Annotated in this window: 16 protein-coding genes and 1 pseudogene; 10 read left to right on the forward strand and 7 right to left on the reverse strand. The window is 68.1% G+C overall.

The features are described from left to right. Positions 1 to 195: pseudogene (locus GEV28_RS20205) on the forward strand (HNH endonuclease); the annotation flags it as partial. A 222-nt stretch (positions 196 to 417) separates the two neighbouring features. Here the strand turns inward: GEV28_RS20205 and GEV28_RS20210 are convergent. From GEV28_RS20210 to GEV28_RS20220, 3 genes are all read right to left on the reverse strand, one after another. Next, complete coding sequence (locus GEV28_RS20210) at positions 418 to 657, reverse strand: hypothetical protein (protein WP_291413659.1); 240 nt, start codon at positions 655 to 657, stop codon at positions 418 to 420. Next, positions 654 to 851 (reverse strand): hypothetical protein, encoded by a 198-nt coding sequence (locus GEV28_RS20215; RefSeq protein WP_291413660.1) that lies wholly within the window; start codon positions 849 to 851, stop codon positions 654 to 656. The genes GEV28_RS20210 and GEV28_RS20215 overlap by 4 nt, the downstream gene beginning before the upstream one ends. A 181-nt stretch (positions 852 to 1,032) precedes the next feature. Beyond that, positions 1,033 to 1,773 (reverse strand): TauD/TfdA family dioxygenase, encoded by a 741-nt coding sequence (locus GEV28_RS20220; protein ID WP_291413661.1) that lies wholly within the window; start codon positions 1,771 to 1,773, stop codon positions 1,033 to 1,035. Positions 1,774 to 1,968: 195 nt separating this feature from the next. Here GEV28_RS20220 and GEV28_RS20225 point away from each other — a divergent pair, with 195 nt between their 5' ends. Next, on the forward strand, positions 1,969 to 2,376 hold the full coding sequence (locus GEV28_RS20225) for an NUDIX hydrolase (protein ID WP_291413662.1): 408 nt from the start codon (positions 1,969 to 1,971) through the stop codon (positions 2,374 to 2,376). A gap of 296 nt (positions 2,377 to 2,672) precedes the next feature. Here the strand turns inward: GEV28_RS20225 and GEV28_RS20230 are convergent, their stop codons facing one another. Beyond that, positions 2,673 to 3,251, reverse strand: a complete 579-nt coding sequence (locus GEV28_RS20230; RefSeq protein ID WP_291413663.1) for a hypothetical protein — start codon at positions 3,249 to 3,251, stop codon at positions 2,673 to 2,675. Between the two features lie 46 nt (positions 3,252 to 3,297). Further along, positions 3,298 to 4,134 carry a hypothetical protein gene (locus GEV28_RS20235; RefSeq protein WP_291413664.1) on the reverse strand — a complete coding sequence of 279 codons (837 nt, stop codon included), beginning with the start codon at positions 4,132 to 4,134 and terminating at the stop codon, positions 3,298 to 3,300. A 258-nt stretch (positions 4,135 to 4,392) separates the two neighbouring features. Here GEV28_RS20235 and GEV28_RS20240 point away from each other — a divergent pair, with 258 nt between their 5' ends. The 4 genes from GEV28_RS20240 (at position 4,393) to GEV28_RS20255 (ending at position 6,685) form a co-directional block, all read left to right on the forward strand. Then, complete coding sequence (locus GEV28_RS20240; RefSeq protein WP_291413665.1) at positions 4,393 to 5,391, forward strand: XRE family transcriptional regulator; 999 nt, start codon at positions 4,393 to 4,395, stop codon at positions 5,389 to 5,391. 77 nt (positions 5,392 to 5,468) lie between these two features. Then, on the forward strand, positions 5,469 to 5,678 hold the full coding sequence (locus GEV28_RS20245) for a hypothetical protein (protein ID WP_291413666.1): 210 nt from the start codon (positions 5,469 to 5,471) through the stop codon (positions 5,676 to 5,678). Then, a complete protein-coding gene (locus GEV28_RS20250; RefSeq protein WP_291413667.1) occupies positions 5,647 to 6,009 on the forward strand; it encodes a DddA-like double-stranded DNA deaminase toxin in 363 nt (120 codons plus the stop codon). Before GEV28_RS20245 ends, GEV28_RS20250 begins: the two co-directional genes overlap by 32 nt. Before the next feature lie 22 nt (positions 6,010 to 6,031). Further along, positions 6,032 to 6,685 (forward strand): hypothetical protein, encoded by a 654-nt coding sequence (locus GEV28_RS20255; protein WP_291413668.1) that lies wholly within the window; start codon positions 6,032 to 6,034, stop codon positions 6,683 to 6,685. Positions 6,686 to 6,941: 256 nt separating this feature from the next. Here the strand turns inward: GEV28_RS20255 and GEV28_RS20260 are convergent, their stop codons facing one another. Then, positions 6,942 to 7,292, reverse strand: coding sequence for an MmcQ/YjbR family DNA-binding protein (locus GEV28_RS20260; protein WP_291413669.1), 351 nt, complete (start codon positions 7,290 to 7,292; stop codon positions 6,942 to 6,944). A gap of 77 nt (positions 7,293 to 7,369) precedes the next feature. Here GEV28_RS20260 and GEV28_RS20265 point away from each other — a divergent pair, with 77 nt between their 5' ends. Beyond that, positions 7,370 to 8,206 (forward strand): hypothetical protein, encoded by an 837-nt coding sequence (locus GEV28_RS20265; RefSeq protein ID WP_291413670.1) that lies wholly within the window; start codon positions 7,370 to 7,372, stop codon positions 8,204 to 8,206. Further along, positions 8,191 to 9,831: a hypothetical protein gene (locus GEV28_RS20270; protein ID WP_291413671.1), complete on the forward strand. Its 1,641-nt coding sequence runs from the start codon at positions 8,191 to 8,193 to the stop codon at positions 9,829 to 9,831. The genes GEV28_RS20265 and GEV28_RS20270 overlap by 16 nt, the downstream gene beginning before the upstream one ends. Positions 9,832 to 9,916: 85 nt before the next feature. On the opposite strand, the gene GEV28_RS20275 is transcribed toward GEV28_RS20270, so the two are convergent. Continuing rightward, positions 9,917 to 13,693 carry a S8 family serine peptidase gene (locus GEV28_RS20275; RefSeq protein ID WP_291413672.1) on the reverse strand — a complete coding sequence of 1,259 codons (3,777 nt, stop codon included), beginning with the start codon at positions 13,691 to 13,693 and terminating at the stop codon, positions 9,917 to 9,919. A 195-nt stretch (positions 13,694 to 13,888) separates the two neighbouring features. On the opposite strand from GEV28_RS20275, the gene GEV28_RS20280 reads away from it, so the two are divergent. Then, positions 13,889 to 14,899, forward strand: coding sequence for a LuxR C-terminal-related transcriptional regulator (locus GEV28_RS20280; RefSeq protein WP_291413673.1), 1,011 nt, complete (start codon positions 13,889 to 13,891; stop codon positions 14,897 to 14,899). Then, positions 14,886 to 15,926 (forward strand): LuxR family transcriptional regulator, encoded by a 1,041-nt coding sequence (locus GEV28_RS20285; protein WP_291413674.1) that lies wholly within the window; start codon positions 14,886 to 14,888, stop codon positions 15,924 to 15,926. The genes GEV28_RS20280 and GEV28_RS20285 overlap by 14 nt, the downstream gene beginning before the upstream one ends. Positions 15,927 to 15,932: the final 6 nt, after the last annotated feature.

The following is a 15,932-nucleotide window of genomic DNA, read 5'->3' on the forward strand; positions in this document are numbered from 1 at the left end:
GGGCCGACCGACGAACACAACGTGCACCCCGCCTGCCGCAGCCACCACCGCGGCAAGACCTTCGGCGGCTGGCGAGTCATCAAACGCGCAGGGATCCTGGAATGGATCTCACCCTGCGGGTTCCACTACCCCCACACACCAGAACCCCTCACCCACCCCGAACCAACCCACCCCGAACCAGCACCACCGTTCTGACCCGATTCGGCCTGCGCCACGAGGCGCTGTTGTCACGTATGGAGGTGAGAGACCGTCCATCTCCTCGCCGTCGTAGCGGTGGGGTGAAGCTGGAGGCAGCCTGATCCGGGGGTCGCCGGGGAGGGTGGGAGCAGCCTCGACAAAGTCGCGTCGGTTCGGTACTGCCGGATGGGCCGAGCGCGGTGAGCGAGACGAGAAGGTATACGCGAGAAACCGGTGTCGTTACGCCTCTTTACGGGTCGCCAGCTCGAACCCGGTGGATGTGGGCTGGTTAGCGGTGCGTACCCGCTCCTCATTTCGGGCGTGCGCGTGCTGGTCGTCGAACAACACCACCACGTCCGCGCAGTCGCGCCACTGGTAGACGCCGGCCACCACTTCCGGGCCGTGCCAGTCCATTCGGAACATGTGCCACAGGTATCCGCGCTTGCCGGCGGTCGCTATCAGCGCGTCCCACTCGGTCACGTTTGCCGTGGTGTCCATTCCTCGCCCTGTTCCGCCCCCATGTGTTGCTTGACCTGATCAACGATCTCGGCGAGAGGTGCTCGGTCGACGCGCTCAGCGCGCCGGTCCCGCACCAATGCGATGGCGCCGATCACCAACAGGACAGCAATGCAGCCAAGTCCGATGGAGATCAGCACGATGTCCAGGACGGTCATCACGTCACCATCCGATCCGTTCGCCAAGCGCGGCCAGGTCGACGGACCGATGCCGCTGGATGTCCGGTGGGTGCGCTGGGTCGGGGAACCAGCGCACCCACCGAAGTTGAGACCGGACCGACGCGGGAGCGCGGGAGGTCTGGACTTGGCTCGGAACCGCGCCGGCCCGGTTGCTTGTTACTCACGCTGAGTTGCTCGGTGTGAGGATTGGGGATCGCTGAAATCCTGGTGTTATCCCCATGTTCGACAAAGGGTTGCCGTTGACGCGGTACATCACCCGCTGGCCACTGAACGCGCGTCGCCCGTGTAGCCAACGATAGTTGTCGAGAATGTAGCCTTGCCCAGCATCGAGTCTAAACATATTGGCGTGCCGATCTATCGCGGCGCGAAGAACGGGAAGCCGGCGTGTGATTTCTGACGAAAATTGGGCGAGATCGTCCAGGCGGAGGCGAATAGCCATTCGATCACCAATTCTCGCGAAAACCGATCCAAGGTGTCCGGCGGCACCACCGAACAATACTGATCGGGGAGCACTCAATGCCTTGAGGGCCTTGGGATTGGATTCGGCGAGGTGGTCATAGACCGCTTTGCCGTCGATAACGACACATTCACCGCCGCTGGTGGCCGGTTGCCCGCAGGACATCATCAATAGAGCGGGCGGGTTGGCGATCCCTGACCGGTCGGTGTGTGGATTGAGCGCACATGCGCTGAACCCGGCGAAGCCGCTGCGAACTTGACCACCAATGTCGGCAATTGTGGTGAGTCCAGCCGCGTCGCTGTCCCGGTGAGGCACGATCGTCGCGATCGAGCGAGCTAGCCGGAGCAGGTCATCTCGGCTGGTTACAGTATCGAGCAGGACGAGACCATGCTCTGCCAGCGCCGCGACAAGGCCAGTCACCGTGTCCTCGTCCTGGCTGTTCACGCGGTACCACGTCCACGAGTCGGGCATGCCGGTCTGACCTCCAGAGCCGATCCATCACATCCATGACCAAGGAAAAGGCCAGTTCAGCGGCTGTGTCCAGTGACAGACTGTCAACCCGCCATACGGACATTGTCGCTGCTGGGTGCGCTACGTTGCTCAAGGAGCAGGACAGACCGGAGAGCAGGAGGGCGCCGGGTGGATCACGACACGTACAGGCCGCAAACGTTCTCGATCTCGATCAAGGGGGTCGTGGTGCGGGACGGCAAGGTGCTCCTGTTGCGCAACGAACGCGAGGAATGGGAACTGCCGGGCGGTCGGATCGAGGTAGGCGAGACCCCCGAAGAATGCGTTGCCAGGGAGATTTTCGAAGAAACGCAATGGAAAGTCGAGACTGGCCCAGTCCTCGATACCTGGATGTACTACATCAACGTTGCGGAAAAGCACGTGTTCATCGTGACATACGGGTGTCACCCGATTGGCAACGCTCAGCCAGTGCTTTCTCACGAGCACAAGGAAATCGGCTTGTTCAGTGAAGGCGAGGTACCGTCGCTGGTTATGCCGGACGGCTACAAGCGGTCAATCGCGATTTGGTACGCGAGGTGAGGCTGCGCGGCAACGCTACGGAATTGACCAGGTAGCGACGATGGCCGGCAAGCGTTGCGATGCATGTGCAGCGGGACTGAGCAATTTCGCGACCGAACGAGTCTGTCCCACATGTCACGCCAGCGCCAATCTCGCAGCGCCGGCTGTCCCCGCTCGCCGCCTCGGGCCAGCGGTTTGGATGTGGTCCGTCGGAGAGGCCGCCGCCGCGTTGGCCAGCCGTGACCTGGCAACGATCTTGCGGACCTACCGCCGCCTCAACCGATTCAATCGGGTGTAGTTCGTTTTGAGTGAGTCGGTCAGGCTGCGAGGGTGTAGTCGTTGTGGTGGTGGGTGTAGCGGGTTTCGTGGCGGCGGTGGTGTTCTTTGAGTAGGTGGTAGGCCCAGTACTCCTCAAGGTCGCCGTTGATGGTGAGTGCTCGCAGGGTGAGGATGGTGTGGGCTCCGTCGAGGCCCCATCGGGCGCCGGTGACGTCGAAACGGTCTTTGATGAGGTGTCGGCAGGCGCCTTCGATGATGCCGGTGGCGATCGGCCAGCCGGCTTCCAGTGCTGTGGCGTAGTCCAGGTAGGGCTTCTTGTTGCTCAGGTATGTTGCGGCGTCGTCGGCGCCCTTGCGTTCGGCGGTGGAATACCCGAAACGGGTCGCGCGCCGTCGGATTCCCGCAGCGACGTCGCTGGATCGTCCATTGAGGATTTTGGTGGCTTGGTCCGCGACCCACGCTTCGACGCCGGGATCACCCTTGTCGAAGAACGACCATGCCGCGGTCCACAAGTACTCCAGGACATGGATGAAGTCGATGACGATGGTGACGGCCGTGCCACGACGGGCGGCTTCAGCCGTGATGGCCTGGATTTGCTGGTTGTTGCCGTCGACCAACGCGATCCAGACACGGCGGTGGTCGGGGTCGCGGCGGGTCGCCTCATCAAAGGTGGTCGCGATGACAGTCGGGGTCGTCGGTGATCGATCCGGTGAGCCACTTACCGCGTGCCCGCCGCCTGCGGTTATCGGGTTGCGGCGTGCTGGTCGCGGTCGTGGTGGTGGGTGGGGCGATGATGTCGGTGGCGACGCGGGGTACGGGGGTGATGTCATAGACAGCGCCGAGTTCCGCCATCCGTTTCCGACCGGATTTCTCACCGGGTGACAACCGGGTGGCGAGCTTGTTCGTGGTGGTAGCGGCAGCTTTGCGGGTGATCTCGCGTAGCCCATCGGGGCGCATGCGGATGCCCTTGCCATCGTTGGTCATGACCAGCACATCGGTGTCCGGGCTCCGTCCGGGGCGGCGTGCGGCGTAGAAGGCGGGGACGTCGACGGCGGCTCGCGCGGTGAGGGCGAGTATTTGGGGTTTTCCCAGTACCACACCAGTCCCGCGGGTGATCGCCTCGATCGCGGTGTCGAACGAACCACGGACCGACTCGATGACGGCGAGCTTGGCCAGCCCGTCGGAGTGTTTGCCGCCCGGCAGGTTCAGCACGTCATCGGCCGGATACAGGTTCACTGTTTTCGGGGCACGGTAGGCTTTGCGGGTGAGGGTGACCTCCCCGAACACCGTGGTCAACGCGCGCTGATGCCCGCGTTCGACCCGGGTGCGCGCTACCTGGTCGACGCCGACGATGTCGGTGCGGTGTTGTTCGCGCAGGGTCTGGGAGTCCAGGCGGTCTTGGTAGAGCTGGCGCATCAGCTCCCGGGATCGCTCACTGAGGTGATCCTCCAGCGCCCCATGGGTCCAGGCCTCGCTCTGGTCGGCCCCCAACTCGGTCACTATTGAGGCGAACACCTCGAAGGACCGGGTGAACGCCCCTGACCTGTCCTGCGCACCGTATGCTGACACCGGGCTCCTTCTTCGACCACGTACTTGGCTTAAGCACTCAAGAACGTAGCGGGAAGGAGCCCACCATCATGAACAGGGCAGGGAAACCCACAGCTCACAGGCCCGACCGCCTCACTCCAGCCGAACTACACCCGATTCAATCAGCAGCAACTCGCGGATCTTCTGGGTTACGACAAGACGTACGTCTCCATGATCGAAACGGGTCGCCGCTCGATCAACGACGTCGGCACCCGCCGGCACATCGCGCGCACACTGGGCCTCCCCACGCACGTGTTCGGCGTGACCGACGGAGGTGACGCGGATTTTGCCGCCATGGTCCAGTTCGGAGACTCAACGATCCGCTTGGCCGAGATCGCCCGGCAGGCCGGCCGTGCGGTAGATGCTGTGAACGAGCTGTGGCCGCTCATCGCCCGGCTGGAAGCACGTGCCACAGAAGGACACATCGAGCGAGAAACCCTTGTCTTGCTGGGACAAGCACGGGTGGCACTCGGGGTGTCGCTGGGCACCGTGCTTCCGGAGGAACGCTTGGCCGTCGCCGCTCGCTGGACCGGCAGGGCGTTGATCATCGCTGAACGCCTCGAAGATCCGTTCTTCCTGGCGCACACGCTACGGATGCATGGCAACGAACTCCGCAAGGCGAACCGTGTCCCAGCGGCCATCCAACGTCTCAACCGCGCGGTTGACCTGTCCAGTGACCGCGAAGGACAGGGAACCGCGCTTGCGTTCCTCGCTCGCGCTGCCGGCGAGCACGGCGAACCAGACCTGTTCGACAACGCGATCGAGGGCTTCCGTGACCTGCTCGACAACGGACCCGCGCGAGGGATGCTGTTCAACCCCTTCACTTTCCGCGAGATCCAGTTGCGCGGACTCGTCTCGACCGACCGCGCCGCCGAAGCGGTCCAGGTCATGCGAACCAGCCACGCGGACGCAACACCAGCCGCCCCGCAGTGGCACATCATCGAGCGGGTCACGGCCGGACAGGTCCACCTTGCAGCCGGCGACCGTGACGGGGCCAGCGAAGCCCTACGGACAGCACTGACCGCCGCCGAATCACACCGCCTACCGCACCAAATCCAGCGCACCATCCGCACGGCACAAACTAGTGGCCTCACTGAGATCAGCGCCGATGGACAGGCCGCGCTGTTGCGGCTGAACAAGATACTCGCACCACCCGAGTCGGATCTGTGAACGAACACGTCATGGGGGCTTGATTGGCGCTGAGACCAGCCGGCAAGACGCTCTCCTCACCGACCGGCATCCTGGTCATGGCCGCCGTGCTGTGGCCGCTCTTGAACTTCGTGTACGCGCCAAGCGGTGGCCGGTTCGCGTGCAGATCCTGGTTGCCGCAAGCCGAGGCCGCGACCGGCGACGCCTGCCCGGAGAGCATCGACGAGGCGGCCAATGATGCGGCATGGGCGGCTGACCGGCTGGCTACGATCGCCGATGAGCCGCAGACGGCCCGGGGTGTTCTTTGACCCGGACGGCGCGGTGCACGAGTTCGACAGCAGCCACGACGCCGACGAGGACCAGGCCACCGCCGTTCTTCGCGAGTTGGGCATCGTCGGGCCGAACGCAACGCTCACGGTGGCTTCGCACGTGGAGGTCGAGGTGGCAGCAGCCATGCGGAGCGGCAACATCAACCGGGGAGTGCTGGTGATCAACCGAACGACCGGTGTGTGCAGCGCCGAGAAGTTCGGGTGCATGGAGGTGGTGCCGCAGGTGCTGCCCGATGGTGCACAGTTGACCGTGTGGTCGCCGAAGGAAATCGCCGCTGGAGAGCCCATCGTGTTCAGCAAGGATGGGTGACACGATGAGGTCAGACCACCTCGTGTACTACGACACCGCAGGTCACGCCTACCTGGTCACGGCCTCTCCGGACGCGCCCTTCGTGGTCAGTGCCTACCTTGAGTACGACTCGTGCGCCGGGTGGTACTTCGGATACACCCGGCGGGAACAGCAGGCCATTGCCGACCTGGTCAGCACCACCACGTCTCTTGGCCGCGCCATCCTGTTCGTCTGGTTCGATGCCGTGGACCCGTACCTGGAAGGCCGTCATCCTGCCGTCTCGCTGGACCTGATCATCACCGGAGATACCGGGTGGGCTCGGTTCACCACCGATGAACGCGCGGATGGCGCACCCGTGACACTGCTGACGGTCGATGAGCACAACCTCTCGCCAAGCAGGGTGCGACTCGGCAGGGAGATCTACACCGACCGCCCCTTCCTCCCGGCTGACCGGATACGCGGAGCGGGAGCAGAGTACGTCAGCACCGGCCATCTACCGGAGTCGGTCAGCTGGCAACGCCGAGCAATGATGGTGCCGCAAGGACCGTTCGGGAAACGGCTAGTCGCCGAGGAGGACCTACCTCCGAAGCTGGACTGGAGCTACCCCAAGCAGGCTCAACCGTGGGCCTATGACCCACCCCCGCTTCCCATGGCCGAGGACAGGGCCGGGCACACACATGCCCGACCCCGCCATTAGCCACGCTGCTAACCCACCATGACCGAGGGATTCAGCCGCGAGAACCGGTCAGATGGGTACCCGGGGAGGTCCGAGCACCCTGCCTGACCAGCAGTTATGAAAGTGTCACGATTTAAGGCTTGACTGGTCACCCGAATGGCTCCCCGGCGTCGGCTGGGCACCCGGCGAGGGCAACCCCAACGACAACCTGACGATGTTCGACTGGTCCGGGAACGCACTGCCGTCACTGCACGCGTTCCGGCGGGGCCGGTGAGCGCTACCGGAGCGGATGTTCCTCGACGAGAGGCTCGGGGGCCGACAGCCGCCACGCCTCGTAGAGCAGCTCGGTGAGCTCCTCGGCGTCGATCTTCGACAGGTACACGACGACCCAGCCGAAGCCGCCGGCCGTGAACTGCACCTCGAACACGTCGGGCCGCTCGGACACCAGCGCCATCTGCTCGGAGAGCGTCTGCTTCAGGCCGACCGTGCTGGTTCGCGGCCAGTAGTAGCCGAACCGCTTGCCACGCACGCTGAAGGACGTGTAGTCTCGCGCCTCCGCGCGCTCGACCTCCGCGAGCCCGTCCACCATCCGCAGGAACCGACCGCTTGGCACACCCACGCCGAGCATTCTCGCGCACAACGCCGCGTGGCTCGCGACGCCGCGATATTCTCTGCCGGAAGCATGGAGTCACTGGGGGGCGGTTCGTGGCCGAGGACGTGCCGAAGCCGGCGCGGCGTGGATGGCGCAAGGCCGCCGTGGCGTTCGTGGTGTTCGTCCTGATCAGCTTGGGCGTCGGGCCGCGCGTCGTGGACTACTTCTTCGACGACGCGCTGGACAGCATCGCCGATCAGCTGGGTTCCGTGGAGATCGAGACCGGGCGGCTTGCCGCCGGCTCGGATCCGCTGGTCGGCCAGTCGTGGGCGTTCGCCGAACCGGCGGCCATCGGGCCGGCACCGGTACAGGGCACCGCGGTCACCACGGCCGTGCGGGATCGAGGGGTGCCGGTTGTCGGGACGACCACACAGTTCATCGTTCGTTCCAACCGGGCCAACGGCCTCATCATCACCGACATGCGGGCCCGGGTCATCGAGCGCGGGAAACCGTTCGGCGGCACTCTGGTGCTGCCCGCGCCCACCGGTGGCCCGACGGAGGAGCCGATAGTCATGGCGCGGTTCACCGTCGGTGGTGCGGACCCACGCGCCTACGACGGTCGCGAGCCGACGCGGCTGCTCTTCGCCGATGCCAAACTTCGCCTCGACAGGGATCAGGTGATGATCCTTCAGGTGACCGGGGTGGCCGACGGCTGCTACTGCGAATGGGTCGTCGATATCGAGGTGGCGGTCGGCACCGACGTACGCACCATCACGGTGCCTGATGTGGACAGTCCACTTCGGCTGACCGCCGCGGTCCCGCGCTATCACAGCGTCTACTTGCGATCGTCTGGGACCAACGGCAGCGAGTGGCAGGTGACCGCGGTGGACCCGGTGTCCGCCTGTCGTGGTGACTGCGTCGCCAACCCGCCGCCGTGGTCGTCGCCGTAGCCGCGCCGGGACGGCGAGCCGCCTGGCTGGTCGCGCTCACGATCGCGACCACGGTCGCCGTGCATGTGATGGATCCGGGCGAGCACGACCGCTCGTGGTTCGAGCGGTACGTGTCCTGGATCGGCGGACTGGTCCGGCTGAACATCTCGCGCGGCCCGAACCAGTCCTCCGCGGATCAGATGTTCACGGCGCTTCGGGTGCCGCTCGCGGTGGTCGAGACACTGCTCGCCTCGGTCAGCGCGCTGGCCCTGGCGACGTCTCTCGCCGTGATCGGGCTGGCCCTGGGCCGTCGGTCTCGGCGGTCTCGGTCATCGGTCGCGGTCGTGGCACCGATCGCGTCGCTTCTCGGGTGGATCACCGTGCCGCTCGCGCTGGCGGCGGCATCCCTCGGCACGGACGTGCTGCCGACCGTGGTCGAGGTGCCGACTCCGTGGGACATACAGATGTCCTCCCCGTTCGGGGTCGCGGGGTCCTGGGCCCACCAGATGGTGTTCCCGCTCGTGGTGGTGGGCCTGGCCATGCTGCCGGCGGTGTGGCACGGCGTCGGCAGGTTGCCCGATGCCATGCCGGGTGAGCCGACCAGCAGCGCTCTCCGCGCGGTGGCCCGACCACTGGTCCGGCTGTACCCGACGTGTGTCGCCGCCATGCTCGTCGTCGAGGTGGCCCGGAGCTCGTTCGGCGCCAACCAGGTGCTGTTCGACCGCACCGTGCGCCTGTGGTTCGACGAACGCGCGTCCAACGTGGCCACCGGCGTGCTGATGATCGGCGTCGGACTCGCGTTGCTGATGTGGGGTCTGGAGTCGCTGGCGCGGGACGGTCGACCGTCCACACCGGAGCCACCGGCCGAGCCCCAGCCGGACCGAACCGACCTGCCCCGGCGCCGGCTGCGATCCGATCGCGGCGCCCGAGCGGGCGGGTGGTTGCTTGCCGCGCTGACGCTGGCGGTGTGCTACGTCAGCTTGTGGTTCGAGGCGGGACCGAACGACGTCGTCAGCAGCGACGCACCCGCGCCGCCATCGGGCGATCACTGGCTGGGCGTGGACTCGCGCGGTCGGGACGAGCTGGTCCACCTGGCCGCCGCGACGCTCGGCTCGGCTCTGGTGTCGGTGTTGGCGGCGACGGCCGTGACGGTTGTCGGGGTGAGTTGGACGGCGGCAACCGGTCGGTTGCCCGAGCGGATGCGCCGCGGTGCGCGCGCAGCCGCGGATCTCGTCGCGGTTCCTGCCGTCGCGTGGCTCATCCTCGCGTTCGATCGGAGTCCGGCCACCATCGGGAGACTCGGCCTCACGCTCGTCATCGGCGCGCTGCTCGTGCCGATCGCGGTCCGGACACTGGCCGGCCGTGCGTGGTCCGACCACCGGGCAACCGCCGCGACCTGGCTCGGTACCGCCACGGCCGCCGTCGCCGCCGAATCCTTGGTCACGCTGCTCCTGGTCCAGCTGGACGAACACGCGCCGACCCTCGGCTCCCTCCCCGCGCTCGCCGCACGCGAGGTCGGCTTCATGCCGTCACCCGACCTGGCGGCCACCACGTTGCCGTGGCTCTGGTACCCGCCGGCGATCGCGACCGGGGCTCTCGTCCTGGGTGTCGCCTTGCTGGCCGTGCGCGTTCGACGACCTGACTGACGTCGCCGCGGGGTCCCGGCTCGCGACTGGTTCGAAGCGGTGGGCGGGTGTGCCTCGGCACACCCGCCCACCGTCTATTCGGTGGTCACTCGACCGGCTTGAGCCCGTAGGCCCGGATGATCGTCTGGTCGATCGAGTTGCCCGCGGTGTCGGTCGCGGCGACCCGCAGCGAGACCGCGCCGCTCGTGCTGGCCAGCCTCGGGTGCTTCACCGTCGCGCCGAACGACCCGGCGCCCTGCGCGGTCAGGTCGACCTTCTTCCAGGTGGCGCCGTCGTTGAACGACACCCATGCCTTGACGGTCCGGATGGCCGGCCCGTCCACGCCGGGCACGTGTCCGGCGTTCACGGTGAAGCCGAACGTGGACCGCTCCGGGGCCTGGTTGTACGTGTCCAGGTCCAGGTCGTAGCCCACCTGCGGCAAGGCCGGGTGTTCCTCGCCCCGGCGCGAGGCGAAGGTCCACGTGGTGTTGGTCTCCGTGGAGTACCGCGACCACGCGTTGTCCCGCTTGCCGTTGAACACCAGCCGGTAGGTGGCCGGTTCGGCGAGCACCGGGAAGGTGCCGATCGGGGCGGCGGTCGTCTGCGCCAGCAACGTGCTGCCGCTGTAGAGCTTGGTGCTCAGCACGTCGCCCGCCGCGGCCCAGCCGTGGTGCCCGCCCGCGTCCGAGAACGGCAGGATGGCCAGTTCGAGCTCGTCGTCCGTGCGGGTCGCCCGGGTGTCGAGCAGCGCGGTCGCCCCTGGCCGGGACACCCGGCCGAACCAGTCCTCGGACAGCGTGGTCTTCGGCTGGTACCTGGTGTACCCGCTGTGGAACTCGCCGTCGAACGGGTAGTTCGACCAGGCGATGTGCCACCAGTCGGTGTCGTTGGCCGACACGTAGTACGTGCGGGTGAGCGGCCGGGGGATCTCCCTGGCGAACCCGACCGAGAACGTCGGCCACGGCCGGGAGATGTGCCGCACGTCGGTGCCGACCACGCTGGTGTCGGCCCGGTACCTGGTGGCGATCTCCGCGGTGTTGCGCCGGTTGATGTCGTAGGTCAGCGACGCCGGCACCCGCTGGGCCTCGGGCAGCAGCAGGTCGTAGAAGTACGGGCTGACCGACGTGCCCGACACCTGCATGGTCACCGGTCCCTGCTTGAGCAGGTCGACCAGCATCAGCCCGGGATCCTGGTCGAGGGTGAACGCCCGGATCGACACCTCGCCGGGCTGGCCGGCGCCGGCCAGCAGCAGGCCGGGCGCGTTGTTGAAGACGACCGCGGCGAAGGCACCGGCCGCCGTCGCGTTGGCGACCTTCTCGGCGAAGGTGGTCTCACCGCGGGAGATCAGCGCGATCTTGCCGCGCACGTCCCGGCCGGTGTAGTCCTCGGGCTTGCCCAGACCGACGTAGACCACCGGCAGCTTGTGCACCCCGTCGACCGGCCGCGCGTAGGACATCGGCTGCGGGTCGAGCGGGATCTTCTGCGGCTTGGTCACCTGGGCCAGCAACGGCGGGGCGACGAGGTCCCACCGGCTGTAGAACTCGAAGTAGCCCTTGGTCACCGTCTCGGTCGGGGTGGCGTAGCCACGGCTGATCGGCGGGCTGAGGGTGAACGAGCTGTGGAAGTTCTTCTCGTCGAGATCTCGGTGATAGGACAGGGTGAACGTGGCCGGCGCGGTCGCCTTCTTCGTGTTGAGCACGAGCCGGTTCGCCGTTCTGGCGTCCAGCGTGATGCTGGTGTCGCCGGAGATCTCCAGCTGCGGCTCGGCGACCGTCGCCACCTCGAGGGCGTACACGTTCGCCGCGTCCGCCGTGGCGAGGTAGCCGGCCAGGTTGTAGGTACCCGGGCGCACCCGGAAGGTCACCGTGGAGCTGGTCTGCGAGTAGTACTTGGCCTCGAACGACCCGGTGGCCAGGCTCCACAGCTCGGCCCAGCTGATCACCGCGGCCGGCCGGCCGTCGCGGGCGATGCCGGACACGGTCAGGTTGTACATCTCCGGCTCGACGTAGGCGCCGACCGAGGTGTGCACGACAGTGTCATCCCCGCCGGTCGCCACCAGGTAGCCGCCGTACAGGTCGAGCGACCCCGCGCTCGGGTCGACGGTGACCGTGACGTCGGCGGTGCCACCGGCCGGAACGGTCACGCTCGACGCGCTGACCGTGAACATGCCCTCCGGCGCCGGGCCACTCTCCTTTCCGGACAGTCGCAGCGACAGGTCGAGGGTCAGCTCGGCGTCGGTGTCGTTGCTGTAGGTCACGGTCTTGGTGACCGGCTCCTGGCCGGTGTGCGGGTAGGTGAAGTAGCCCAGGTTCAGCGTGCCGGGGCTGGCGTAGACCTCCTGGGTGTACCCACGGGCCACGTCCAGCCGGCCGCCGCCCTGCTGGTGGACGGTCTGCCCGGCCTGCGTCTCGGACGTGGCGATCAGGGTGTCCTTGATCTGCTCGCCGCCGTAGTCCGGGAACCGCTGCGCCAGGATCGCCGCCGCGCCCGCCACGTGCGGCGTCGCCATCGACGTGCCGGACAGCTGCTGGTAGTTGCCGTCCACGATCGGGCCGAGCGTGGTGCCTTCGGCCCTGGCGGCGACGATGTCCACGCCGGGCGCGGTGATGTCGGGCTTGATGCCGTAGTCGCCGAGGCGCGGACCGCGGCTGGAGAACCCGGCCAGGGCGTCCTGCTTGTCGACCGCGCCGACGGTCAGCGCCGCGTCGGCCCACCCGGGACTCGCGATGGTCGACTCGCCGTTGCCCAGGTTGCCGGCCGCGACCACGACCAGCATGTCGCTGGACGCGCTGATCGCGTCCACCGCCTGCACCAGCGGGTCGTTGCCGTCGGAGGGCGCGTTGGTGCCCAGGCTCATGTTGGCCACGTCCGCACCCTGCGCGGCGGCCCATTCCAGGCCTTCGATGATCCCGGCGAACTCACCGGAGCCGCCGCTGTTGAGCACCTTGGCGTTGATCAGGTTCGCGCCGGGCGCCACGCCCTTGCGTCCGGCGGGGGAGCCCTCGCCGGTGCCGGCCACGATCGAGGCGACGTGGGTGCCGTGCCCGTAGTGGTCGAGGGTGTCGGTGTCGGTGGAGAAGTTGGCCTCGGCGACCACCTTGCCGTCGTCCAGGTCGGGGTGGGTGGTGTCGATGCCGGTGTCCAGGACGGCCACCTTCACGCCGGTGCCGTCGTAGCCGGCCTCCCACGCCTGCGGCGCGCCCACCTGGGGCACACTGTCGGTCAGGGTCACCTGCACGCTGCGGTTCAGCCAGATCTTGCGGACGTCGGCCGCGGCGGCCGTGGTGCCTTCGCCGGTGCCGGCCAGCGAGGTCCAGAACGTGCTCGCCTTGCCCTTGTCCTCCCGGACGGACTTGGCGTTGATGCTCTCCAGGGTCAGCCCGGCCGAGGTGCCCGGCGGCACCGCGGTGGCGGCGGCCCTGGCCCGGCTCGGTGCGTACTGGACGATCAGCGGGATGTTCTCGGCGCCGGCGTCGTCGTGCCCACCGGCGACCAGCGCGCTGACGTTGAACAGCTCCTCGTCGAGCTTGCCGGCGGCGATCAGCGCCATCGCGTCGCTGGGCACCACGTAGAGCGAGTCGCCGATCTTGCGGGTGGCGTAGCTGACGTTCGACCGGTGCTCGGCCGGTCGCACCGTGGCCGTGGCGTCGCCGTCGGACATGAGCCGCAGGTCGACCACGTCGCTGGTCACCAGGGTGACGGTGTGCTGGGAGACCACGGTCGGCGCCGGGGCGACCTGCCGGCCGCCGGGCTGCGCGGCCGCCGCCGGCGCGATCGTGAGCGCCTGGGTCGACACCAGGGCCAGCGCCACGACCGCGGCTGAGGTGGCCGATCTGACGGTTCTTCGTGCCCGGGGCCGGACCAATGTGGACCGTCTGGTCATCTGCTCCTCCTTGGCTGGGACAGGGTTGCCAAAAGGGGCCGGCAGCGCGTCGATGCGCGCCGGAACCGGCGAAATGGGAGAGGGATGGTGGCGAATCGACCTTGACACGACCGCGGCGCATTCCGGAAGGCGTCACGGCGTCCTATTCACGACAGTGACGTGAAACGGCCGGGCCGGGCGTGCGATCATCGGTCCGTGCTGGGCGTACTCGGACTGTCCCAGTCCGAACAGGACCTCTACGAGCAGATGGTCGGGTCGGCCCCGCTGACCGTGGCCGAACTGGACGGTCGGGTGGCCGCGGGCGGCTGTGCCGGTCCCGCCGCCGCGCTGCTGGCCCGGCTGCAGGAGCTCGGCCTCGTGTCGACGGAGGACGGCGATCCGCCACGCTGGTCGGCGATCCCGCCGAACACGGCGCTGCAGGTGCTGGTGAGCGACCGCGGCCGGGCGCTGGCCGAAGCCCGCCGCTACGTCGCGGAGCTGGTGAGCCGGTTCAGCCGAACGGGGGCGGACCGGGACCTGCCGGCCATGGTCGAGGTGGTCTACGGGCGGGAGGAGATCATCCGCCGGTTCGGCGAGCTGCAGCGCGGCGCCCGGCGCCAGTTCCGAGCCTGCGACGCGCCGCCGTACCCGGCCAACGACGCCGCCCAGCTGAACACCATGGAGGTGGACCAGCTCCACGCGGGGCTGCGGTTCCGGATCCTCTACGACCGCACCGCGCTGGACATCCCCGGCCGGCTGGCCGACCTGGAGGCGGGCATCGCGGCCGGGGAGCAGGCGCGGGTGGCCGACATCCCGCTGAAGATGACCCTGTTCGACGACTCGGCCGCGATCCTGCCGCTGCGCCAGCCGCCGGACATGGAGTCGCGCCTGGTCGTCTACAACCCGATGCTGCTGGACGCTCTCGCGGCGCTGTTCGAGATGTACTGGGACCAGGCGCTGCCGCTGCACGTCCGCCAGGGCCGGGCCGAGCTGTCCGACGCGGACGACGAGCCGTCCCCGCGCGAGCGGCACCTGCTGGTCCTGCTGGTCGCCGGCCTCACCGACCAGGAGATCGCCGCGCAGCTGGGGATCAGCGACCGGACCGTGCGCAGCCGCGTGCGCGCGATGATGGACAAGCTCGACGCCACCACCCGCTTCCAGGCCGGCTACCAGGCGGTCCTGCGCGGCTGGCTGACCACGGAAAGTCCGACCGATGCAGCCGGATAGCCCGACCGGTGCCCCGAGTGGCGCGCCGATGATCGGCATGAGCGAGGTCGAGCAGGCCGCCTACGAGCTCTTGGTGGACACCTCGCCGGCCACCTACGCCGACCTGGTCCCGCGATGGCGGCGACCGGAGCCGTTGGCCACCGTGCTGGCCCGGCTGGCGGAGCGCTCGCTGGTGAGCACCATGCCCGGCGTCCCGACCCGGTTCCGCGCCCAGGCGCCGAGGGTCGCCTTCGACGGCCTGCTGGCCGAGTTCGAGGAGGCCCTGGAACGTGCGCGCCATCATGTGAGCGTGCTGGACGCCGCCTACCAGGCTTGCCCCGCCGCCCCCGAGACCACCAGCGTGGTCGAGCTGGTCACCGGTCAACGCGTGGTCCGCCAACGGTTGCTCCAGATCCAGCACGGCGCCCGCGAGCGCATCGACTGCCTGGCCAAGCCGCCGTACTTCTTCGGTGTCGCCGGCACCGACCACGACCCGTTGCGGCGCGGCCTGTCCTACCGCACGGTCTACGACCACGCCGCCATCGAGCACCCCGGCGCGCTGGCCACCGTGGAGCACCTGATCGAGGCCGGCCAGCTGGCCAGGGTTCTCCCGGACCTGCCGGTGAGCCTCTACATCGCCGACGCCCGCTTGGCCGTGCTGCCCCTGCAACGCGACCCCACCGCCCCCGACGCGGTCATCGTCGTACACCCCTCCGCGTTGCTGGACGCCATGATCACCTTGTTCGACGGCCTGTGGCGGCGCGCCCTGCCCCTGCATCCCACCGCCCACAGCAAGGCCGCCCCGGCCGCCGCCGACCCGCGGCGCCTGATCACCCTCCTGCTGTCCGGCCTGACCGACGAGGCCATCGCCCACCAGCTGGGCCTGTCCCACCGCACCGTCCAACGCCGCGTGGCGACCCTGATGGCCGAGCTCGGCGCGCACACGAGGTTCCAGGCGGGAATGCGTGCCGCCCTGTCCAACCAGGCACAGTCCAACCAGGCACAGTCCAACCAAGCACAGTCCACACAGGGCAGGACCACTGCCTGACCGTTC

Origin of the sequence: Actinophytocola sp., from assembly GCF_009379765.1 — a bacterium.
Taxonomy (GTDB): Bacteria; Actinomycetota; Actinomycetes; order Mycobacteriales; family Pseudonocardiaceae; genus Actinophytocola.